This is a genomic window from Mycolicibacterium sp. XJ2546 (genome assembly GCF_053483195.1).
Map to the genome: position 1 here is coordinate 234,434 of NZ_JBEFRW010000006.1, position 21,523 is coordinate 255,956.

19 protein-coding genes are annotated in these 21,523 nt (G+C 67.1%); 15 read left to right on the top strand and 4 right to left on the bottom strand.

Annotated elements, in window-relative coordinates:
* The first annotated feature begins 10 nt into the window (after positions 1–10).
* Positions 11–583, top strand: coding sequence for a hypothetical protein (locus ABQE44_RS13060; RefSeq protein WP_448430146.1), 573 nt, complete (start codon positions 11–13; stop codon positions 581–583).
* Here ABQE44_RS13060 and ABQE44_RS13065 read toward each other — a convergent pair.
* Together ABQE44_RS13065 and ABQE44_RS13070 are read right to left on the bottom strand one after the other, a co-directional pair.
* A complete protein-coding gene (locus tag ABQE44_RS13065; RefSeq protein ID WP_448391761.1) occupies positions 580–915 on the bottom strand; it encodes a hypothetical protein in 336 nt (111 codons plus the stop codon). The genes ABQE44_RS13060 and ABQE44_RS13065 overlap by 4 nt on opposite strands.
* Complete coding sequence (locus ABQE44_RS13070) at positions 912–2,474, bottom strand: Rieske 2Fe-2S domain-containing protein (RefSeq protein ID WP_448391762.1); 1,563 nt, start codon at positions 2,472–2,474, stop codon at positions 912–914. Before ABQE44_RS13070 ends, ABQE44_RS13065 begins: the two co-directional genes overlap by 4 nt.
* A 94-nt stretch (positions 2,475–2,568) precedes the next feature.
* Here ABQE44_RS13070 and ABQE44_RS13075 point away from each other — a divergent pair, with 94 nt between their 5' ends.
* Genes ABQE44_RS13075 through ABQE44_RS13085 form a run of 3 tightly spaced genes read left to right on the top strand, consistent with a single transcriptional unit; the run spans position 2,569 to position 4,939 of the window.
* Positions 2,569–3,357, top strand: coding sequence for a lysophospholipid acyltransferase family protein (locus tag ABQE44_RS13075; RefSeq protein ID WP_448430148.1), 789 nt, complete (start codon positions 2,569–2,571; stop codon positions 3,355–3,357).
* Positions 3,357–4,124, top strand: a complete 768-nt coding sequence (locus tag ABQE44_RS13080) for a lysophospholipid acyltransferase family protein (protein WP_448430150.1) — start codon at positions 3,357–3,359, stop codon at positions 4,122–4,124. Before ABQE44_RS13075 ends, ABQE44_RS13080 begins: the two co-directional genes overlap by 1 nt.
* On the top strand, positions 4,121–4,939 hold the full coding sequence (locus ABQE44_RS13085) for an HAD family hydrolase (protein WP_448430152.1): 819 nt from the start codon (positions 4,121–4,123) through the stop codon (positions 4,937–4,939). Before ABQE44_RS13080 ends, ABQE44_RS13085 begins: the two co-directional genes overlap by 4 nt.
* A gap of 5 nt (positions 4,940–4,944) precedes the next feature.
* On the opposite strand, the gene ABQE44_RS13090 is transcribed toward ABQE44_RS13085, so the two are convergent.
* Both ABQE44_RS13090 and ABQE44_RS13095 read right to left on the bottom strand, forming a co-directional pair.
* A complete protein-coding gene (locus tag ABQE44_RS13090) occupies positions 4,945–6,573 on the bottom strand; it encodes an N-acetylmuramoyl-L-alanine amidase (RefSeq protein WP_448430234.1) in 1,629 nt (542 codons plus the stop codon).
* 145 nt (positions 6,574–6,718) lie between these two features.
* The gene (locus ABQE44_RS13095; RefSeq protein ID WP_448430154.1) at positions 6,719–7,654 is read right to left on the bottom strand and encodes a hypothetical protein; all 936 of its coding nucleotides are present in this window, start codon (positions 7,652–7,654) and stop codon (positions 6,719–6,721) included.
* A 220-nt stretch (positions 7,655–7,874) separates the two neighbouring features.
* On the opposite strand from ABQE44_RS13095, the gene glf reads away from it, so the two are divergent.
* The 11 genes from glf to fadD32 all read left to right on the top strand — a co-directional run bounded on the left by glf (position 7,875) and on the right by fadD32 (position 21,521).
* Positions 7,875–9,140 (top strand): UDP-galactopyranose mutase, encoded by a 1,266-nt coding sequence (gene glf / locus ABQE44_RS13100; RefSeq protein WP_448391768.1) that lies wholly within the window; start codon positions 7,875–7,877, stop codon positions 9,138–9,140.
* Positions 9,137–11,059, top strand: coding sequence for a glycosyltransferase (locus ABQE44_RS13105; RefSeq protein WP_448391769.1), 1,923 nt, complete (start codon positions 9,137–9,139; stop codon positions 11,057–11,059). The genes glf and ABQE44_RS13105 overlap by 4 nt, the downstream gene beginning before the upstream one ends.
* Complete coding sequence (locus ABQE44_RS13110; RefSeq protein ID WP_448391770.1) at positions 11,052–11,576, top strand: phosphatase PAP2 family protein; 525 nt, start codon at positions 11,052–11,054, stop codon at positions 11,574–11,576. Before ABQE44_RS13105 ends, ABQE44_RS13110 begins: the two co-directional genes overlap by 8 nt.
* Positions 11,573–12,532, top strand: a complete 960-nt coding sequence (locus tag ABQE44_RS13115; RefSeq protein WP_448391771.1) for a decaprenyl-phosphate phosphoribosyltransferase — start codon at positions 11,573–11,575, stop codon at positions 12,530–12,532. Before ABQE44_RS13110 ends, ABQE44_RS13115 begins: the two co-directional genes overlap by 4 nt.
* On the top strand, positions 12,510–14,585 hold the full coding sequence (gene zomB / locus ABQE44_RS13120) for a terminal beta-(1->2)-arabinofuranosyltransferase (RefSeq protein WP_448430156.1): 2,076 nt from the start codon (positions 12,510–12,512) through the stop codon (positions 14,583–14,585). The genes ABQE44_RS13115 and zomB overlap by 23 nt, the downstream gene beginning before the upstream one ends.
* A 98-nt stretch (positions 14,586–14,683) precedes the next feature.
* Positions 14,684–15,658 carry an alpha/beta hydrolase gene (locus ABQE44_RS13125; protein ID WP_448430158.1) on the top strand — a complete coding sequence of 325 codons (975 nt, stop codon included), beginning with the start codon at positions 14,684–14,686 and terminating at the stop codon, positions 15,656–15,658.
* Between the two features lie 128 nt (positions 15,659–15,786).
* A complete protein-coding gene (locus tag ABQE44_RS13130) occupies positions 15,787–16,848 on the top strand; it encodes an esterase family protein (RefSeq protein WP_448391774.1) in 1,062 nt (353 codons plus the stop codon).
* A gap of 140 nt (positions 16,849–16,988) precedes the next feature.
* Positions 16,989–17,873, top strand: a complete 885-nt coding sequence (locus ABQE44_RS13135; RefSeq protein WP_448391775.1) for an alpha/beta hydrolase-fold protein — start codon at positions 16,989–16,991, stop codon at positions 17,871–17,873.
* 55 nt (positions 17,874–17,928) lie between these two features.
* Entirely contained in the window at positions 17,929–18,396 is a 468-nt protein-coding gene (locus ABQE44_RS13140) for a DUF732 domain-containing protein (protein ID WP_448391776.1), read from the top strand.
* An 18-nt stretch (positions 18,397–18,414) separates the two neighbouring features.
* Complete coding sequence (culp6, locus tag ABQE44_RS13145) at positions 18,415–19,422, top strand: carboxylesterase Culp6 (RefSeq protein WP_448391777.1); 1,008 nt, start codon at positions 18,415–18,417, stop codon at positions 19,420–19,422.
* Between the two features lie 209 nt (positions 19,423–19,631).
* The gene (gene fadD32, locus ABQE44_RS13150) at positions 19,632–21,521 is read left to right on the top strand and encodes a long-chain-fatty-acid--AMP ligase FadD32 (RefSeq protein ID WP_448391778.1); all 1,890 of its coding nucleotides are present in this window, start codon (positions 19,632–19,634) and stop codon (positions 21,519–21,521) included.
* The last annotated feature ends 2 nt before the right edge of the window (positions 21,522–21,523 follow it).

Consider the following 21,523-nt stretch of genomic DNA (forward strand, 5'->3'; position numbering starts at 1 on the left):
AGGACTCCACATGACCTACACCGCAGAGCATCCGAATCGGCCCGACATCACCGAGTTGCGTGCCCGAATCCCGGGTTGGGGAGTCGATCTCGATCCCAACGACCGCCCGTCGGTGCCGAAGCTGAAGTACGACCCCCAATCCACCGGTGCCCATTGGGATTTCCCCGACCGCCAAGAACAGGTGGTGCCGCGGGAACGTTCGATCGAGCACAAGTTCGTCACGCCGGTGTTCGGAACCGCCACACCGCTACACGGGCTCTCGGGTGCGATCCGCCGGTTCTCCTACCGCAAGTACAGCGAAGCCCGCGCGGCGCACTGGCTGCTGCTGATCGCTGCGGACCGGGTGGACGCGGTGGAAAGCCATCTGCGGTCGTTTCTCACGCTGCGGCCCGACAACCCGATCACTCAAACCGGCGTCAAGGCCGAGTTCACCCACCATGGTTGGCGTTCGCGCACCGACGGCAAGCGAGCGGACCGCAACCATCAGTGGATCGATCCGATCCTGGTCGGTGCGCCGTGGCTGGTGTCAGCCGGCGCCGGTGCGTGGGGGCTGCGGGCGGTACTGCGCCGGTTTCGCCGCTAGCTGTCCAGCAATTGGTCGAGGCTGGCCAGAAACTCGTCGGGCCGCTGCGGCGTGAAGGCCGGCTTGGGCCGGGTGCCGTCAACATCGAGCGTGACGAGCGTCGACTTGATCGGCCGCCAGACATCCAGCGGCAGCCAGCGACGCAGATCCGAACTGCCCCAGATCCGGAACCGGTGGGTGAACATTCCCAGCGGCTCGGCCTTGTACCCGCGGATCGACGACAGCGGGATCACCTTCGATGTGCCCGACGGAAAATGGTAGCGCCGCAACGTGATCGCTTGGCGATCGAGCTGGATCTGCCCGTCGTCGTAGTACTGGCGGGGTGCGGTCATAGCTTCCGCCTCCGCAGTTCGTGACCCTTGCTGGTCAGACACCGACCGTTCTCGAGGTTCCACTGCCACCCGTGCAGGTTGCAGGTCAGCGTCGAACCGTCCACCACGCCGAACTTCGACAGGTCGGCCTTCAGATGCGGACATCTCCGCTGAATTTCCCAGCCGTCCAACGTGATCGACGCCGTGTCATCGTGCGCCTCGGCGAACCAGCCGTCGGCGTAGGCGATGCGTTCGTCGGTGAGGCATTTGAAGAAGGTGTACAGGTACTCGTTGTAGCCCCCGACCCGCCAGGCCGAAAACCGCGTCGACAGGAAGATGGTGTTGACCCAGTCCGGTTCGTTGTCACGCAGCACGGTGCGCACCAACTCGGGGGCGATCCGAAAACCGTAACGGAACTTCTCATCCGGGATCGGTTCACGCACAGCGCGTTTGGGGAAGTCGAGCACGATGGTTTCGTTGTGGTCCCGGCCGTGTAGCCGGAGTTCGACCGGATATCCGATACCGTCACAGATCTGGTCGCTCTGGATCATGATCGGCTCGAACACCGCGCGCAGCGGTTCCAGCAGCGACTCACCGGCGGCCGCCGCCCACCCCGCCTTCTCCGCGGCGAGCACCGGCGCCATCCGCTCGGCGTAGTCGGCGATGTAAGCGGCCTTGCCCGTGGTGAAGATGTCCTGCACCTCGTCGTCGGGCAGCGGATGGGTAAGCGAATCCAGCTGTGCCCCAGTGAACTCCGCCGTCGACCCCGGGATCATCAACAACCCGCCCTCATGGCCGTGGGTGCGCATCTGGTCGAGGAACACGACCTGATCGGGAAAGATGTTGGCCGGATCGCCGGAATCGTCGTTGAGGTGGCGCAACTCTGGATCCAGAAAACACGGCGGACCCGCCGACGGGATCACCCATCGGGCGCCGACCTGCGCGATGTACTGGCGGCAGCGGTCCATCTGTCGCTGCCGCTTCTGGATGCCGAACGCTTCCTTGGCCCGGGCCGGCATGTCGTAGACCATCGGATACCAGATCGCCCCGGAGTACTGCAGCATGTGCACGTCGACCTGGCCGAAGTCGGCGTGCACCACGTCCAGGTCGACCGGACGGGCGTCGTTCATGTTGAAGCAGACGGTTTCGCCGTCGTCGACCACCAGGCCGGAGTCTCCGATCGGCCCGTCGGCAGGAGCGCGCAGCGCGATGATCATCACATCGAGATGGCCCTTGGGGCCGCTGACGCGGTGCTTGACCGAGTCGGCGGTTTCCACGAAGCGGTGAAACCCCACCTTCTCCAGTTCGCGGCGCAGATCGGGGACCGGGAAATCGGGCAGCAGCACCACCGCGTCCTTGTTGACGTGCTCGCGCAGGTTCTTCGGGTCGAAGTGGTCGGCGTGCAGGTGCGAGACGTAGAGATAGTCGCAGTCGCCGAGGGCTTCCCAGTCCAGCGCGCTGTTGTCGGGGAACGGGAACCATGACCCGAAGTACGCCGGGTTCAGCCAGGGATCGCACAGGATGCTTCCGGCCCTGGTGTCAATGCGGAAACCCGCATGCCCGACGCTTGTGACCTGCACTAACATCCTTTCTCCGCGACGATGCTGACCCTTCGAGCTTAACGGCAACAGACAGCAGGAGTCGCATCCACGCAGGCGCACTACGCTGGCGGCTGTGGAACCGGTGTACGGCACAGTCATCCAACTTGCGCGGCTCATCTGGCGCGCGCAGGGGTTGACGTTCACCGTCACCGGCGTCGAAAACTTGCCGGTGACCGGTGGGGCGGTGGTGGCCATCAACCACACCAGCTACTTCGACTTCACGTTCGCCGGGCTGCCCGCCTACCGGCAGAAGCGCGGCCGCAAGGTGCGGTTCATGGCGAAAAAAGAGGTCTTCGACCACAAGATCGGCGGACCCCTGATGCGCAGCCTGCGCCACATCGAGGTGGACCGCGGCAGCGGCGCCGAATCGTATGGGGCGGCCTGTCAGATGCTGCGGGACGGCGAGCTGGTCGGCGTCTATCCGGAGGCCACCATCAGCCGCAGCTTCGAGATCAAGACGCTCAAGTCCGGCGCGGCGCGCATGGCGATCGACTGCAATGTGCCGATCGTGCCGCACATCGTGTGGGGCGCCCAGCGCATCTGGACCAAGGGGCACCCGAAGAATCTGTGGCGGCCCAAGGTGCCGATCGCGGTCGCGGTCGGGGAACCGATCGCCCCGACGCTGCCCGCGCCCGAGCTGACCGCGCTGCTGCATTCGCGGATGCAGCATCTGCTGGAACGCGTGCAGGATGCCTACGGTCCGCATCCGCCGGGCGAGTACTGGGTGCCGCACCGGCTGGGCGGCGGTGCACCGTCGCTGGCGGAGGCCAATCGGATGGACGCCGAGGAGGCGGCGCAGAAGGCGGCGCAGAAGGCGGCGCGGCGGGGAGGTCAGCCCGATACGAACGGGGCGCCGGGGTAGTGGCCAGGGAGCCGGTCTTCCGGACGCTCGAGGTTCTGGTCAAGGCGGCCGTCAAATTCAACGGCATCCGCATCACGTATAACGGCCTGGAGCACATCCCCACTTCTGGCGGCGCGGTGATCGCCATCAACCACACCAGCTACATCGACTGGCTGCCGGCGGCCCTGGCAGTGCACTACCGCGGGAGGCGGCTGCGGTTCATGATCAAAGAGGAGATGCAGGAAGTGAAGATCATCAACTTCCTCATCAGCCGCACCGGCACGATCCCGGTGGATCGCCGGGCCGGCGCAGGCGCCTACGCGGTCGCGGTGGACCGGTTGCGCGCCGGTGAACTGGTCGGGGTGTATCCCGAGGCGACCATCAGCCGCAGCTTTGAGCTCAAGGACTTCAAGACCGGTGCGGCGCGGATGGCGCGCGACGCCGACGTCGCGATGATTCCGTTGATCGTGTGGGGTGCGCAGCGCCTCTGGACCAAGGATCACCCACGGCGGTTGGGCCGCAGCAAGGTTCCGATCACCGTCGAGGTCGGTGCTCCGCTGCACGCCGCCGACACCATGGAGCAGACGCTGACGGCGCTGCGGTCCTCGATGGGGGAGCTGCTGGACAAGGCCCAGCGCGAATATCCGCAACCGCCCGATGCGTACTGGCTGCCGCGCCGGCTCGGTGGCAGCGCGCCGACGCTGGCCGAGGCCAAGGCGCTCGACGAAGCCGAACTCGCCGAGCGCGCCAGAAAGCGTGCGCAGCAAGAAGCCAAGAGTCGCCGATGAACCGGCCGATCATGATCGCCTCCGATGTGGACGGCACGCTGCTCGACGACGACGAGAAGGTCACCGCGCGCACCAACGCCGTCGTGCACGCGGCCGTGGCCGACGGGGTGCAGTTCGTGCTCGCAACGGGGCGTCCGCCGCGGTGGGTGCAGCCTGTCGTCGACGCATTGGGTTTCGCGCCGATGACGGTGTGCGCCAACGGCGCGGTGATCTACGACCCCGCCACGGACCGCATCGTCTCCGCGCGCACGTTGTCCACGGAGTTGCTGGCCGAACTCAGCGACGTCGCCACCCGCGTCATCCCCGGTTCCGGGCTGGCCGTTGAACGGGTGGGCGAGAGCGCCCACGACGCGGCGACGCCACAGTTCGTCAGCTCACCGGGCTACGAGCACGCCTGGCTCAACCCGGATAACACCGAGGTGTCCATGTCGGATCTGCTCAGCGCGCCGGCGATCAAGCTGCTCGTCCGCAAGGCCGGCGCCCGCAGTTCCGATATGGCCGATGTGCTGGCCCGGCATATCGGGGAGCGCGCCGACATCACCTACTCCACCGACAACGGCCTGATCGAGGTCATGCCGGTGGGCGTCAGCAAGGCCTCCGGAATCGAGGAGCTCACCCGTCCGCTGAACATCGCCGCCGACGAGGTGGTGACGTTCGGCGATATGCCCAACGACATTCCCATGCTGCAGTGGGCCGGGCTGGGGGTGGCCATGGCCCACGCCCATCCCGAGGCGTTGGCCGCCGCGGACGAGGTCACGTTGACCAACAACCAGGACGGGGTGGCCCGCGTCCTCGAACGTTGGTGGAACGGTTAGAACGGTTAGGTGGGGCTGATCGGCGGGCTGAACCGCTCCAGCTGAATCGGTTCGTGGTCGACGTAGGTCGGGGGCAGGTTGACCGCGATGCCGTCGATGACCCGTGTCACGCTGCCCGACTCGCGATCGAAGTTGAGCGTGCCGTGCTGGAAGTTCTGCACGATCCACAGCGGCTCGTGGATTTCCCCGCTGGTTGGCAGGCCGAGCGCGCCGCGTTCGAAGCCCAGCGACCCCCACGCCTTGTAGATCTCCCCGGTCAGCGGCTGGGCGCCGGTGGGCGGGGACCAGTACAGGGCGCCGCGCTCGAACGTCGCGTATCGGATGCCGTCTTGACCGGAGGCCTCAGGTGACGTCGGGTTGCCCAGTGGGCTGTTCGGTCCGCCCATCGCCTCCCAGCGCGCGAAGATCGCGCCGCCGCGCAGGGTGTCGACGAGGTCGGCGGGCCCCGGCGGGCTGTTGAACCGCGCGGCGATCTCCCGGATCTGGTCCATCAGCGCGTAAGCCGCATTACCGGGGCATTCGGTGACGCCGACGTCGCGGTGGGTGAAGATCGCCGGCAGCGTCGGGGCGGCGCCGAACGGGAACTTGGCGAACGACCCTCCTGAGGAGGCCAGCACCACGGTGCCCCTCGGGTCGATGTGGTCCATGCCCATGCGCCAACCCAACAGCCGGCCCGTGGTGCCCAGCTGAATCGGGGTGGGCGGAACGGCATCGAAGTTGCCCATCATCGCCACGCCCCAGGTGTCGCGGTTGAACCCGCCGGTGTGGGCTCCCTCGACCGGTCTGGTGATCCCGCCCGCACGACCCTCGAACACCTGGCCGTACTTGTCGACCAGCGCGTTGTAGGCGATGTCGCACCAGCCCAACGTGCGGGTGTGGTACTCGTAGATGGACCGCACGATCCCGGCCGAGTCCTCGGGCGCGTACTCGTTGCTGCCCGCGGTGTGGTGCACGATGCCGGCCCGAATTCCACTGTCGTAGCGCGGTTCTCCGCACCGCCGCATCGATTCGTCGGCGCCCCATTGTGCGCGGTTGATGATGACCGGCGGCACGCCGGGGCTGTTGACCGCCGATGGCAGCGGCAGGTTGTCCACCGGCGCCTGCGGCGGGCTGATCAGCACGGCGTTGATGTTCTGGGCGAACGGCTGCTCGACGTTGGCGGGCAGGTAGCCCAACTCGGGGCGGTCCGCATCGGAAAACCGTTGGGGCCCAGGTGCGGGCGGGGTCGGTGTGGCGCCGGGCGACCGGGTGACCGCGATCTGCACCGTGGTGGTGCGCCCGACGAACACCGGTTCGGTGCCGCGGGGGCCGACCGCCTCGGGCCCCTCAGGGCCTACACCCTCGAGGGGTTCGGCCTCGTACCACGGCCCCCAGGTGCCGTCGGCCTTCTTGGCCCGCACCTTGGCCGAGGTGCCGGTGAGGTCGGACGCCGTGAGCGCGACCATCGCGAACGGCGTGTCCTGGTGGATCTCGCGGACGGTTTCGCCTGCGCCGAGATCGGCGAGCGGCTGTTCAGCCATCCGCGGCGTCTCCAGAGCCGGCGGCTTGTCACCGTCGTCACCGGGCATGCCGTAGACCGCCATCGGCAGCATGACGACCGTCGCCGCGACAGCGGTGAACAGCAACGACGGCATGGGACGGCGGCACGGCACAGACCGATGTTACGTATGTGTCAGTTGTTACTAATGTTTCGACACGGCGTTTGGGCTGGGAAAGTGACCGACCTGCAACGGCACCGCAGAGCCCCGATCGGCTTCTGCGGTGCCGTCTGAAACAGGTTTACGGCGCTGGGGCCGGTGCGGGAGCCGGTACCGGCGGTGCCGGCGGTTTGACGGCCGACATGATCGCTGGCATCACCATGCCCTTGAGCAGGTCGATCGCCTGCCCGGCGCCCAGCTGGTTGGCCATGCTGGACAGGTCGCCGATGATGCCGCCGCTGGCTGGGGCCGTCGCAGGCATCGTCGCCAGGGTCGGATCGCCGAGGATCGGATAGGTGCCCGCCGCGGGGTCCAGTCCGATGGGCGCCGAGATCGGCACCTCACCGGTGAGCCCCGTGGAGACCGGGGTGGCCAGGGCAGGATCGGTCAGAGCCGGCGGAGTCGACAGGCCCGGCGCGGTCAGATCCGGCGCGGTGAGCCCGGGCGTCGTCGCGGTCGGGGCGGTCAGCCCCGGCGCGGTCAGCTCCGGCGCGGTCAGCTCCGGCGTGGTCAGTTCGGGGGTGGTGAGCCCGGGCGTGGTCAACGCGGGGTTGGTCAACGACGGATCGGCCAGCGCCGGATCGGTGAGCGAAGGCGCGGGCAAGGTCGCACCCGGCACGGTGGCGCTGGGAACGTCCAGGCTCGGCCCGGTTAGGCCCGGCGTGGTCAGTCCGGGCGTAGTCAATCCGGGCGTGGTGAGCGCCGGTGACGTCAGACCCGGAGAGGTCAGTCCGGGTGACGTCAGGCTGGGTGTCGTGGAGCCGGTTCCGGTGAGCATGCCGGTCGGCATCGGCGGCAGGTTGATGCCGAACTGCGACAGCCCCTGGGACAGGGCGGACATGATTTCACCCGGCAGGTCGGTGATCATCGCGGCCTGGACGAACTCGCGATGCTGAGGGCCGGGATCGGTGCTCGCGGACAAGTCGGTCACGGCGATGACTGCGGCTGGACTCGCGACCGCCAGGGCCACGACTGCGCTCGTGGCTGTGGAAAGCCGGCGTCGACGGCGGTTCGGCACGGAAGTCTCCTCAATATCTGGACTACGTCGGGTGGGGTGATCTTGTGATCAACCCAGGTCTCGCACTGTCGGCGGAGGACCGACGTGAACGACGTTACTGGTGTGACTAATGAGGCAAAAGTGACGATGCGTAATCGTGAGCCGATCGCAACCTTCGGCCGCCCGCCGCAGGCTTGTCGGATTCGGGCGGGGTACGCGTGTTCGGATACCCTTGCTGCCGATGACCACCTCTGTTCCCCCGGTCGTCCCCGGCGCTTCGCGCGGGGGCCCAGCGCACCCACCGTCCGGAGCCCGTTATGACCTCTTTGTCGTCGGTTCCGGATTTTTCGGCCTGACGATTGCCGAGCGCGCGGCTACGCAGCTGAACCAGCGCGTCCTGGTTCTCGAGCGTCGGCCGCACATCGGGGGTAACGCCTACTCCGAGCCCGACCCGCAGACCGGTATCGAAGTGCACCGCTACGGCGCCCACCTGTTCCACACCTCCAACAAGCGGGTGTGGGACTACGTGCGCCAGTTCACCGACTTCACCGGATACCAGCACCGCGTCTTCGCCATGCACAACGGACAGGCCTACCAGTTCCCGATGGGCCTGGGCCTGGTGTCGCAGTTCTTCGGCCGCTATTTCTCACCCGATGAGGCCCGTGCACTGATCAAGGAGCAGGCCGCCGAGATCAGCACCGAGGACGCCCAGAACCTGGAGGAGAAAGCGATCTCGCTGATCGGGCGTCCGCTCTACGAGGCGTTCGTCAAGGGATACACCGCCAAACAGTGGCAAACCGACCCCAAGGAGCTACCCGCTTCCAACATCACCCGGCTGCCCGTGCGGTACACCTTCGACAACCGGTACTTCAACGACACCTACGAAGGCCTGCCGGTCGACGGCTACACCGCGTGGCTGCAGAACATGGCCGCCGATGACCGCATCGAGGTGCGCCTCGACACCGACTGGTTCGACGTCCGTGACCAGCTGCGCAACGAGTCGCCGTCGGCCCCGGTCGTCTACACCGGCCCGCTGGACCGCTACTTCGACTACGCCGAGGGCCGGTTGGGCTGGCGCACCCTCGATTTCGAGCTCGAGGTGCTGCCCACCGGGGATTTCCAAGGCACGCCGGTGATGAACTACAACGACCTCGAGGTGCCCTACACGCGTATTCACGAGTTCCGCCACTTCCACCCCGAGCGCAGCTATCCGTCCGACAAGACCGTCATCATGCGGGAGTTCTCTCGCTTCGCCGATGACAACGACGAGCCCTACTATCCGATCAACACCGAGGCCGACCGTGACATGCTGGCCGGATACCGGGCCAGGGCGAGAGCCGAAACGGCGTCGGCGAAGGTGCTGTTCGGTGGCCGGCTGGGCACCTATCAGTACCTCGACATGCACATGGCCATCGCCAGCGCGTTGAGCATGTACGACAACATCCTGGCGCCGCACCTGACCGACGGCGCCCCACTGAGCAACGGCACAGAAAGCAGCAGCGCATGAGTGACATCCCGTCCGGGGCGCTCGACGCCGGAGAGTCCAAGGCCGTCAGCCTGCTGGCGCGCATCATCTCGCCGCGCCCGGGCGAACCGCACGACGTTCGCAAGCTCTATATAGAGGAATCGAGCACCAACACCCGTCGTGCCCACGCGCCGACGCGCACCAGCCTCGAGATCGGCGCCGAATCCGAGGTGTCGTTCGCGACGTACTTCAACGCGTTTCCCGCCAGTTACTGGCGGCGCTGGTCGACGCTGGACACCGTGGTGCTGCGCGTCGAGCTGACCGGCAGCGGGCGCGTCGACGTGTACCGCTCCAAGGCCACCGGCGCGCGGATCACCGTGGGCGGGGCACCGGTCAGCGGCGAGCACGCCTCGGTCGAGTTCGAGATCGACATTTCGCCGTTCGAGGACGGCGGCTGGATCTGGTTCGACATCGCCACCGACAGCAACACCACGCTGCACAGCGCCGGTTGGTACGCGACGTCGCCCGCGCCGGTGCGGGCCAACATCGCGGTCGGCATTCCGACGTTCAACCGGCCCGCCGACTGCGTCAACGCGTTGGCCGCCCTGACCGCAGATCCTTTGGTGGACGAGGTGGTGGGCGCGGTGATCGTGTCCGATCAGGGCACCCAAAAGGCCAAGGACCATCCGGGGTTTGCGGCGGCCGCCGCCGCGCTCGGCGACCGGCTGTCAGTGCACAACCAGCCGAACCTCGGCGGATCCGGCGGCTACAGCCGGGTGATGTACGAAGCGCTGAAAAACACCGACTGCGAACAGATCCTGTTCATGGACGATGACATTCGCATCGAGCCCGACTCGATCCTGCGGGCGTTGGCGATGAGCCGGTTCGCCAAGGCACCCACCCTCGTCGGCGGTCAGATGCTCAACCTGCAGGAGCCCTCCCATCTGCACGTGATGGGTGAGATGGTGGCCCAGCAGAACTTCATGTGGACCAACGCGCTCAACACCGAATACGACCACAACTTCGCGAAGTACCCGCTCGCCGATGAAGACGAGCCCCGTAGCAAGCTGCTGCACCGACGCATCGACGTCGACTACAACGGTTGGTGGATGTGCATGATCCCGCGGCAGGTCGCCGAGGAACTCGGTCAGCCGCTGCCGCTGTTCATCAAGTGGGACGACGCCGACTACGGGTTGCGCGCCGCCGAGCACGGATACGGCACCGTGACCCTGCCCGGTGCAGCGATCTGGCACATGGCCTGGAGCGACAAGGACGACGCCATCGACTGGCAGGCGTACTTCCACCTGCGCAACCGCCTGGTGGTCGCAGCCCTGCACTGGGACGGCAACATCCGCGGTCTGATGGCCAGCCACCTGAAGGCCACCCTCAAACACCTTTTGTGCCTTGAGTATTCGACCGTCGCGATCCAGAACAAGGCGATGGACGACTTTCTGGCCGGACCCGAACACCTCTTTTCGATCCTGGAGTCCGCGCTGCCCGAGGTGCGCAAGATGCGCCAGCAGTTCCCCGATGCGGTGGTGCTCCCCGGTGCCACCGCGCTGCCGCCGCCTTCGGACAAGGCGCGCAAGAAGGTGAAGATCCCCACCAACCCGCTGTCCATCTCGACGCGGCTGAGCCGCGGGGTGATTCACCAACTCAAGCCGCACGATCCGCAGCACCACCACCGCCCGCAGTTCAACGTGGCCACGCAGGACGCCAGGTGGTTCACACTGTGTGTGGTCGACGGCGTCACCGTCACCACCGCCGACGGCCGCGGTGTGGTGTACCGCCAGCGTGACCGCGAGAAGATGTTCAGCCTGCTTCGTTCCTCGCTGCGGCGGCAACTTCGGGTCGCCCGCACGTTCAACCGGATGCGCAAGGTCTACCGCGAAGCCCTGCCGGTGCTCTCCAGCAAGCAGAAGTGGGAGTCGGTGCTGCTCGAGGCATCACCGCATGCCTGACTCGGTCCGCGGCGAAGAAGCCGCGCTGGTCGCCGTCCAGCACGCACTGGCCGGGCGGCCCGGTGTGCTGCCCGGTGCACGGGCGCTGAGCCATTTCGGTGAACACAGCCTGGGCTGGCTGGCCGTCGCGGCGCTGGGTGCGTTGCTCTCGCCGAACCGTCGTCACGCCTGGTTGGCCGCGGGCGCCGGTGCGTTTTTCGCACATGCGGCAGCGGTGCTGATCAAGCGGGTGGTGCGCCGCGAACGCCCACACCATCCGTCGATCGCGGTCAACGTCACAACGCCGAGCCGGCTGAGCTTCCCGTCGGCACACGCGACGTCCACCACCGCGGCCGCGCTGCTGCTGGCGCGGGCCACCGGCCTGCCGCTGGCTGCGCTTCTGGTGCCGCCGATGGCACTGTCCCGGTTGGTTCTCGGCGTGCATTACCCCACCGACGTCCTCACCGGCGTCGCCGTCGGGGCGGCCGTCGCGAAAGCGGTCAGTACGGTCGCCGACCGGAGAGAAGGGGACCGATGAGCATCTCGAAGGAAAGCGCAGCGGGGGCACCGCAGTACCGCGAAGATCCCACGTCGGGCAAGGGTCCACCGCGCAACGTCGCAACCGGCATCGTCAAGGCCATCCGCCCCCGCCAGTGGGTGAAGAACGTCCTGGTCTTCGCCGCGCCGCTGGCCGCGCTCGGTGACGACCGCTACGTCTACGACTATCGCGAGGTGCTGGTCCGGGTTCTGCTGGCGTTCGCGGTCTTCAGCCTGGCCGCCTCGGCGGTCTACCTCGTCAACGACGCCCGTGACGTCGAAGCCGACCGCGCGCATCCGACCAAGCGGTTCCGGCCGATCGCGGCGGGCGTGGTGCCCGAATGGCTGGCCTACACCCTCGCCGTGGTGCTGGGTGCGGGCTCGCTGGCGGTGTCGTGGCTGGTGACGCCGAACCTGGCGTTGGTCATGGCGATCTACATCGGCATCCAGCTGGCCTACTGCTTCGGTCTCAAACACCAGCCGGTCATCGACATCTGCATCGTTTCCTCAGGATTTCTCATCCGCGCCATCGCCGGCGGTGTCGCCGCCGATGTCCCGCTGTCGCAATGGTTCTTGTTGATGATGGCGTTCGGCTCGCTGTTCATGGCGGCCGGCAAACGGTACGCCGAACTTCAGCTGGCCGAACGCACCGGCGCCAAGATCCGCAAGTCGCTGGAGAGCTACACCAGTTCCTACCTGCGGTTCGTGTGGACCTTGTCGGCGACCGCGCTGGTGTTGTGCTACGGGCTGTGGGCCTTCGAGCGGGACGGCTCGGGCGGGACATCGTGGTTCGTCGTGTCGATGATCCCCTTCACGATCGCGATACTGCGATATGCCGTCGACGTCGACGGCGGCCTTGCCGGTGAGCCGGAGGAGATCGCGCTGAAGGACCGGGTGCTGCAGCTGCTGGCCGTCACGTGGATCGGAACCCTCGGTGCCGCAGTCTTCCTCAGTTGACCAGCTCACCCTGACAGCCGCGCACCTGGTGGTGCGCGGCCCGCGGTTTGCCTACGACAAGACCGTCCGGATCAGCCTGTGGGCCAGCGTGGTCGTGGTCGCGGCCCTGTTCACCTGGGCCGCGTGGCAGCGCCGCTGGATCGCCGACGACGGCCTGATCGTGTTGCGCACCGTGCGAAACCTGTTGGCGGGCAACGGTCCGGTGTTCAACGCCGGCGAGCGGGTCGAGGCCAACACGTCCACCCTGTGGACCTATCTGGTCTATGTCGGCAGTGTCATCGGCGGGCCGGTGCGGTTGGAGTACGTGGTGCTCGCGCTGGCGCTCACGCTCAGCGTGGCCGGTGTCGTGCTGGCGATGCTGGGCGCCGGTCGGCTGTACGCGCCGAGCCTGCAGGGTCGACGCGCGTTGATGCTGCCCGCCGGTGTGCTCGTCTACATCGCGGTCCCGCCCGCGCGCGACTTCGCCACCTCGGGACTCGAAAACGGTTTGGTCCTGGCCTATCTGGGGCTGCTGTGGTGGATGATGGTCTGCTGGTCGCAGGCATTCCACTCCAACCGGCCCGCGCAAAGACCTCCACCGTGGGACGGGACGCCGAGCATCCGCAGGCACCCGGTCGGCACGGCAGGCGCAGGCCCGCAGCAGCGGCACGCGGTCAGCGGGTTCTTCGACGGCGCACTGGCTTTCGTGGCTGGGCTGAGCGTGCTGGTGCGGCCCGAGCTGGCGCTGATCGGCGGCGGCGCGCTGGTGATGATGCTGATCGCCGCCCGCGACTGGCGCCGACGCGGGCTGATCGTGCTCGCCGGCGGCCTGCTCCCGGTGCTCTACCAGATCTTCCGGATGGGTTACTACGCGCTGATCTTCCCGGGCACCGCGGTGGCCAAGGAAGCGTCCGGATCGAAATGGGCCCAGGGCTTTACCTACCTGGCCAACTTCAACCAGCCCTACCTGCTGTGGGCGCCTGCGATCCTGCTGGCCGGGTTGGCGGCGGTGGTGCTGGTGACCCGCGGCCGGCCCTGGTGGACACACCGTGCCGTCGCACCCGGCTACGGGTGGGTGGCGCGGATGGTGCAGAGCCCCGCCGCGGTGGTGATCTTCTTCATCGTCAGCGGGCTGCTGCAGGCGTTGTACTGGATCCGCCAGGGCGGCGACTTCATGCACGGTCGGGTCCTGCTGACACCCATGTTCTGCATGCTGCTGCCGATCGCGGTGATCCCGATCGTGCTGCCCGACACCACCCGAATGGCGCGCGGCGCGGGGTATCTGTTTGTCGGAGCCACCAGCGTGCTCTGGCTGGCGGTCGCGGGCTGGGCGTTGTGGGCGGCCAACTCCAGCGGTATGGGCGCCGACGCCACCCGGGTGACCTACTCCGGCATCGTCGACGAGCGGCGGTTCTACAGCCAGGCCACCGGACATGCGCACCCGCTGACCGCGGCCGACTATCTCGACTATCCGCGCATGCGCGCGGCGCTTCGGGCGATCAACAACACACCCGACGGCGCGCTGCTGCTGCCTGCCGGCAACTACGACCAGTGGGACGTGGTGCCGGCGATCCCGCCGCCCCCGGACGCCCCGTCCGAGGTGAAGAACCAAAACGGACCGCACACAGTCTTTTTCACCAACCTGGGCATGCTCGGCATGAACGTCGGCCTCGACGTGCGGGTGATCGACCAGATCGGCCTGGCGAATCCGCTGGCCGCGCACTCCGACCGGCTCGAGGACGGCCGCATCGGCCACGACAAGAACCTCTTCCCGGATTGGGCGGTGGCCGAAGGTCCGTTCCTGAAGACCGAGCCCTACATCCCGTCCTACCTCGACGAGAAATGGGTGGCCCAGGCCGAGGCGGCGCTGAAATGTCCTGCGACCGACGCGATGCTGAACTCGGTGCGCGGACCGATGGGACCGCGGCGGTTCCTGTCCAACCTGGTGCACGCCTACGAGTTCACCCAGTACCGCATCGACCGGGTGCCGCTCTACGAGCTGATCCGCTGTGGTCTGGAGATCCCCGAATACACGATGTCCCCGTACACCGGCATGCCGGCAGCGGGGCCCTGACCGGCGACGAGGCCTCGACATTCGGTAACGCCGCAGCCCTATCGCGGCGATAGACCTGTCGCGGACCGCCTTTCACGCGGCGCCGGACACACGAACGGATGGTAGGACCTGTGCGAACCTGGCTTCGCCGCGCGCTGGCGACCACGGCGGCCGTCGTCGCGCTGCCCGCTCTCACGGTGGCGGCGGGCCCGGCGCCCCGCGCCGACGCGTTCTCGCGGGAAGGGCTGCCCGTCGAATACCTCGACGTGTACTCGACGTCGATGGGGCGCAACGTACGGGTCCAGTTTCAGCCCGGAGGCCCGCACGCGGTGTACCTGCTGGACGGCCTGCGAGCCCGCGATGACTACAACGGCTGGGATATCGAAACCCCAGCGTTCGAGTGGTTTCACGAGTCCGGAATCGCCGCGGTGCTGCCCGTGGGCGGCCAGTCCAGCTTCTACAGCGACTGGTACTCCCCGTCGAGCTTCAACAATCAGCCCTACACCTATAAATGGGAGACGTTTCTGACCGGTGAGCTGCCGCAGTGGCTGGCCGCCAACAAGCAGATCTCGACCACCGGCAACGGCGTGGTCGGGTTGTCCATGTCGGGCAGCGCGGCGCTAATCCTCGCCGCCTACCACCCGGCTCAATTCCGTTACGCCGCATCGTTGTCCGGCTTCCTCAACCCGTCGGCGCCGTTCATGCAACCGGCCATCCGGGTGGCGATGCTCGATGCGGGCGGCTACAACGTCGACAACATGTGGGGCGCGCCGTGGGATTCGGCGTGGCGGCGTAACGACCCGACCGTGCAGGTCGGCATGCTGGTCGTCAACGGCACCAGGCTGTGGATCTACTGCGCGCCAGGCGGCATCACCCCGCTGGACGCGAACGTCGACCCCAACCAGGTGTTCACCGCCCACAGCCTGGAATCCATGGCGTTGAAGAGCAACAAAGACTTCGAAAAAGCCTATCGGGCCGCCGGGGGCACCAACGCGACTTTTGTGTTCCCGCCGGCCGGGAATCACGCCTGGCCGTACTGGGGTGAGCAGCTGCAAACGCTCAAACCAGACCTGATCGCGACCCTCAACGGTTAAGGAGTGACCAGGCACGATACCTGCGAAATAGAAGGATCACAGCAAGTTGTGGTTGACTGCACGAGCAACGCGGCACGGTCTGGGGGCAGCATCCGCGTGCGGCATACGACAGATGGGATAGATCAAGCATGAAGTTTGTTGGCAAGATCCGGCGTGCGGCGAGAACGCTGCCGCGCCGGCTCACGGTTGCGGCCCTCGCAGCAGCCGTGCTGCCCGGGTTCGTCAGCCTCGCTGGAGGCTCGGCGACCGCGGAGGCCTTCTCTCGTCCGGGTCTGCCGGTCGAGTACCTGATGGTGCCATCCGCGGGGATGGGACGCGACATCAAGGTGCAGTTCCAAAACGGCGGCCCCGACGCACCAGGGGTCTATCTTCTGGACGGGCTTCGCGCCCGCGACGACTTCAACGGCTGGGACATCGAGACCGCCGCCTTCGAGTGGTATCTGGACTCCGGCCTCGCGGTGATCATGCCCGTCGGCGGCCAGTCCAGCTTCTACAGCGACTGGTACAGCCCGGCCTGCGGCGACAACGGCTGCTCGACCTACAAGTGGGAGACGTTCCTCACCCAGGAACTGCCTGCCTACCTGGCCGCCAACAAGGGCGTGAACCCCAATCGCAACGCGGCGGTGGGCCTGTCGATGGCGGGCTCGGCCGCGCTGACGCTGGCGATCTACTACCCGCAGCAGTTCCAGTACGCCGGATCCCTCTCGGGCTTCTTGAACCTGTCCGAGGGCTGGTGGCCGATGCTGGTCAACATGTCGATGGGCGATGCCGGCGGCTATGACGCCAACGACATGTGGGGCCGCACCGAAGACCCCAACAACGCGTGGGAGCGCAACGACCCGATGGTCAACATCGACCGGCTGGTCGCCAACAACACCCGGATCTGGGTGTTCTGCGGCAACGGCAAGCCTGCCGAGATCAACGGCCGGTTGGCCGGTGACAACTTCAACGCGGAGTTCCTGGAGAAGTTCACCTTGCGGACCAACGAGACGTTCCAGGAGGAGTACCTCGCTGCCGGCGGTAAGAACGGTGTGTTCAACTTCCCGCAATCCGGTACCCACAGCTGGGAGTACTGGGGTCAGCAGCTGCAGCAGATGAAGCCGGATATCCAGCGCGTGCTGGGTGCCACCCCGCAGCCGACCACTCCGATCGCCACGGAGGCCTCGGTGACGTCGGAGGACGGCAGCTAACCGGCTGATCCGCGACACGTAGTTGACGGCGGCGATCCTCTGCGGGTCGCCGCCGTCAGCCATTTCGGGCGGTTCCCGGGTGCTGGTGTGATTGACTACCTCGCGCGGGGACATCAGACGAACGTGAGGTGGCGTAGTTGATGCGTGGTTTGATCCGAGGACTCCTGACGCTGGCGCTGACGCTGGGCCTGTGGTCGGCAGGCACGTCCATGGCGCCCGACGCCAAGGCCGTCGAGATGTTGATGGTGCCGTCACCGGCGATGGGCCGCGACATCCCGGTCTCGTTCTTGGCAGGCGGCCCGCACGCCGTCGTGCTGCTCGATGCCTTCAACGCCGCGCCCGACGTCAGCAACTGGGTGACGGCAGGCAACGCGATGAACACCCTCGCGGGTCAGGGCATCTCGGTGGTGGCCCCGGCAGGCGGCGCGTGGAGCATGTACACCAACTGGGAGCTGGACGGCAGCAAGCAGTGGGAGACGTTCCTGGCCGATGAGCTGCCGAACTGGCTGGCCGCCAACAAGGGCCTCGCACCCGGCGGCCACGGCATCGTCGGCGCCGCGCAGGGCGGCTACGGCGCGATGGCGATGGCGACGTTTCACCCGGACCGCTACCGTTTCGCCGGTTCGCTGTCGGGCTTTTTGACCCCGGAGCGCACCGGGGTCGACGGCGCGATCACAGCGGGCCTGGCGCAGTACGGCGGTGTGGAAACCCGCAACATGTGGGGTTTGCCACAGTTGGGCCGGTGGAAGTGGCATTCGCCCAACGTGCACGTGCAGTTGCTCGCCGACAACAACACCCGGCTATGGGTGTTCAGCCCACCCGCCGGTGGATGCACCGATCCGGCCGCGATGATCGGCTACTGCGATATCGCCCAGGGCACCAACCGCGAGTTCTACCAGCACTATCGCGGTGTCGGCGGTAAAAACGGGCACTTCGACTTCCCGACCTCCGGCAATCACGACTGGGGCAACTGGAGTGCTCAGCTGGCCGCGATGAAGGGCGAATTGGTCACCACGATCAAGTAACTCAAGCGTTGCCGCGCTGGGCGGTTCGCACAGACTCAGCCGGTACCTTAGAGGCGTGCAAGCGGGACTCAGAAGGGCGGCGGTGACGCTGCCGTCGCTACTGGTGGCCTCCGCGACCCTGTTGCTGAGCGGATGCGCGGGCGACGAGGAGATCGCGATCAAAGAACCCACCGCCGAGACCGAGGCGGTGCACGGCCACGGCGGCGCCACGCCGCCGGGCCCACCCGCCTCGGGCGGTGAATCCAACGCGCTCGTCGTCACCGACCGCCAGCGGAGCTACCTCGACGCGCTTGCTGCGGCGGGCGTGACGCCGTCGAGTGACCTGATGGCGTTGAACATCGGCTCCTACGTATGTCAGGCGCGCGCGGCCAAGCACGGCGAGGAGGCGGTGTGGGACATCGTCCATCCGCTGGTGCGCAGCGACGCCGACGACGACCAGCTTTCTGCCAACCCACCGTCGGCGGCGGATGTCGACGCAGCGACTGCCGACTACATTCGCATCGCGACCCAACGACTCTGCTAACGGAAGACCCGAGCATCCATGGCCAAGACCAATCGGCGGAAACGCCATCGCATCCTCGCGCTCACCGCAGCTGGGGCGGTAGCGCTGGTGGTGGTGTTGGTCGCGACCCTGGTGTGGGTGTGGCAGCGCACACCCGACACGCGTCCAGGTGCCGTGCCGCCCACCACGGCGCCTCCCGGCGTCGTGGTGCCGCCCAGGAAGCCGCGCCCGGAGTTCCAGGACGCCAGCTGCCCGGATGTGCAGCTGATCTCGGTGCCCGGCACGTGGGAATCGTCACCGCAGATGGATCCGCACAACCCCGCGCAGTTCCCCATCGCGTTGCTGCTCAACGCCACCAACCCGATCCGTGCGGAGTTCGGTCAGGACCGCCTCGAGGTGTACACCGTTCCGTACACGGCGCAGTTCAGCAACCCGTTCTCATCAGACAACCAGATGTCCTACAACGACAGCCGCGCCGAGGGCTACCACAACACGGTCAAGGCCATGACCGACATGAACGAACGCTGCCCGCTGACCAGCTACGTGCTGATCGGATTCTCGCAGGGTGCGGTGATCGCCGGTGACATCGCCAGCGATATCGGCAACGGCCGCGGACCGGTCGACGAGGACCTCGTGCTCGGGGTGACGCTGATCGCCGACGGCCGCCGCCAGACCGGCGTCGGCAAGGACGTCGGCCCCACCCCGCCGGGCGTCGGCGCCGAGATCACGCTCGACGAGATCCCGCTGTTGGATGAGTTCGGCCTGGATATGACCGGGCCGCGGCCGGGCGGCTTCGGACTGCTCAACGACCGCACCTACGAGATCTGTGCGCGCGGCGATCTGATCTGTTCGGCGCCCGAATCGGCGTTCAACATCACCCAACTGCCCAAGACGCTGGAAGTGCTCAGCGGAGGGGCCGGCCAACCGATCCACGCCATGTACGCCACGCCCGAGTTCTGGAATGTCAACGGGGCTTCGGCCACCGCCTGGACCCTCAATTGGGCACGGGAACTGATCGATAACGCTCCGCGCCCGAAACATGGCTGACCTGTGACCGAAGGGATTTGGCGAGTGACCTGCGGTCACCTAACATTAAGAAATAGCTAAGACCAGCGGGCGTCGGCGCGCCCGAACAACGCAGCTCAGAGCGCCCCACCTGGTGCGGGTCTTACACCGGCTACGATCTGGGGGTTTGGGGTTGCGCAGGATGCGCGATCACCGGCGCTGACGCGAGTGGTTCTTGACAGGAGTATGAGATGGCCTTCCACAATCCGTTCATCAAAGACGGACTGATCAAGTTCCCGGACAACGGCAGCTTGGTCAAGCACGTCGAACGGTGGGCGAAGGTGCGTGGGGACAAGGTCGCCTACCGGTTCCTGGACTTCTCCACCGAGCGCGACGGCGTCGCACGCGATCTGCACTGGGCGGACTTCGGCATCCGAAACCGCGCGGTGGGCGCGCGCCTGCAGCAGGTCACCGAACCCGGCGACCGGGTCGCGATCCTGTGCCCGCAGAACCTCGAGTACCTGGTCGCGTTCTTCGGCACGCTCTACTCCGGGCGCATCGCGGTTCCGCTGTTCGATCCGGGCGAGCCAGGCCACGTCGGGCGCCTGCACGCCGTGCTCGACGACTGCCACCCCTCGGCCATCCTGACCACGACCGAGGCCGCCGAAGGGGTGCGTAAGTTCTTCCGCAGCCGGCCGGCCAAGGAACGTCCCCGTGTCATCGCCGTCGACGCGGTGCCCGACGAAGTCGGTGCCACCTGGGAGCCGGTCGACGTCCAACACGACACCATCGCCTACCTGCAGTACACCTCCGGTTCGACGCGCATCCCGACCGGGGTGCAGATCACCCACCTGAACCTGGCCACCAACGTGGTGCAGGTGATTGAGGCGCTCGACGGTCAGGAAGGCGACCGGGGCGTGTCCTGGTTGCCGTTCTTCCATGACATGGGCCTGATCACCGTGCTGCTGTCGCCGATGATCGGCCACTACATCACGTTCATGACGCCCGCGGCGTTCGTGCGCAGGCCCGGTCGGTGGATCCGTGAGCTGGCCCGTAAGGAAGACGACACCGGGGGCACCATCTCGGTGGCGCCGAACTTCGCGTTCGACCACGCTGCGGCGCGCGGCGTGCCCAAAGACGGTGAGCCGCCGCTGGACCTGTCCAACGTCAAGTGCATCCTCAACGGCAGCGAGCCGATCTCGGCGGCCACCGTGCGCCGGTTCAACGAGGCTTTCGGCCCCTTCGGATTTCAGCCGCAGGCCATCAAACCGTCCTACGGGCTGGCCGAGGCGACGCTGTTCGTGTCGACCACACCGATGGACGCCGAACCGTCGATCGTCTACGTCGACCGCGACGAGCTGAACAACCACCGCTTCGTGGAGGTTCCCGAGGACTCGCCGAAGGCGGTGGCGCAGGCCGGCGCGGGCAAGATCGGGCTGGCCGAGTGGGCCGTCATCGTCGACAACGACACCGCGACCGAACTGCCCGACGGGCAGATCGGCGAGGTCTGGATCAGCGGCCAGAACATGGGCACCGGGTACTGGGGTAAGCCCGAGGAGACGTTGGCCACCTTCCAGAACATCCTGAAGTCGCGCACCAACCCGTCGCACGCCGAGGGCGCCTCCGACGACGCGACCTGGGTGCGCACCGGTGACCTGGGTGCCTACCACGACGGCGAGCTCTACATCACCGGGCGCACCAAGGATCTGGTGATCATCGACGGCCGCAACCACTACCCGCAGGACCTCGAGTACTCGGCGCAGGAAGCGACCAAGGCGCTGCGCACCGGATTCGTCGCGGCGTTCTCGGTTCCGGCCAACCAGTTGCCGGCCGAGGTTTTCGCGGACTCACACGCCGGGCTCAAACGCGATCCCAGCGACACCTCCGAACAGCTTGTGATCGTCGGTGAGCGGGCGCCGGGAGCGCACAAGCTCGACATGGGCCCGATCGCCGACGACATCCGCGCTGCGATCGCCGTGCGCCACGGTGTCACGGTGCGCGACGTGCTGCTGACCGCGGCGGGCGCGATTCCGCGCACGTCCAGCGGCAAGATCGGCCGACGCGCCTGCCGCGCCGCCTATCTGGACGGTAGCCTGCGCAGCGGCAAGATCGCCAACGCCTTCCCCGACGAAACCGACTGACG

Coding starts and splice junctions, on each gene's coding strand:
- ABQE44_RS13060 (WP_448430146.1), top strand. CDS start 11: ATGACCTACACCGCAGAGCATCCGAATCGGCCCGACATCACCGAGTTG.
- ABQE44_RS13065 (WP_448391761.1), bottom strand. CDS start 915: ATGACCGCACCCCGCCAGTACTACGACGACGGGCAGATCCAGCTCGAT.
- ABQE44_RS13085 (WP_448430152.1), top strand. CDS start 4,121: ATGAACCGGCCGATCATGATCGCCTCCGATGTGGACGGCACGCTGCTC.
- ABQE44_RS13090 (WP_448430234.1), bottom strand. CDS start 6,573: ATGCCGTCGTTGCTGTTCACCGCTGTCGCGGCGACGGTCGTCATGCTG.
- glf (WP_448391768.1), top strand. CDS start 7,875: ATGACCACCTCTGTTCCCCCGGTCGTCCCCGGCGCTTCGCGCGGGGGC.
- ABQE44_RS13105 (WP_448391769.1), top strand. CDS start 9,137: ATGAGTGACATCCCGTCCGGGGCGCTCGACGCCGGAGAGTCCAAGGCC.
- ABQE44_RS13110 (WP_448391770.1), top strand. CDS start 11,052: ATGCCTGACTCGGTCCGCGGCGAAGAAGCCGCGCTGGTCGCCGTCCAG.
- ABQE44_RS13115 (WP_448391771.1), top strand. CDS start 11,573: ATGAGCATCTCGAAGGAAAGCGCAGCGGGGGCACCGCAGTACCGCGAA.
- ABQE44_RS13125 (WP_448430158.1), top strand. CDS start 14,684: ATGGTAGGACCTGTGCGAACCTGGCTTCGCCGCGCGCTGGCGACCACG.
- ABQE44_RS13130 (WP_448391774.1), top strand. CDS start 15,787: ATGAAGTTTGTTGGCAAGATCCGGCGTGCGGCGAGAACGCTGCCGCGC.
- ABQE44_RS13135 (WP_448391775.1), top strand. CDS start 16,989: ATGCGTGGTTTGATCCGAGGACTCCTGACGCTGGCGCTGACGCTGGGC.
- culp6 (WP_448391777.1), top strand. CDS start 18,415: ATGGCCAAGACCAATCGGCGGAAACGCCATCGCATCCTCGCGCTCACC.
- fadD32 (WP_448391778.1), top strand. CDS start 19,632: ATGGCCTTCCACAATCCGTTCATCAAAGACGGACTGATCAAGTTCCCG.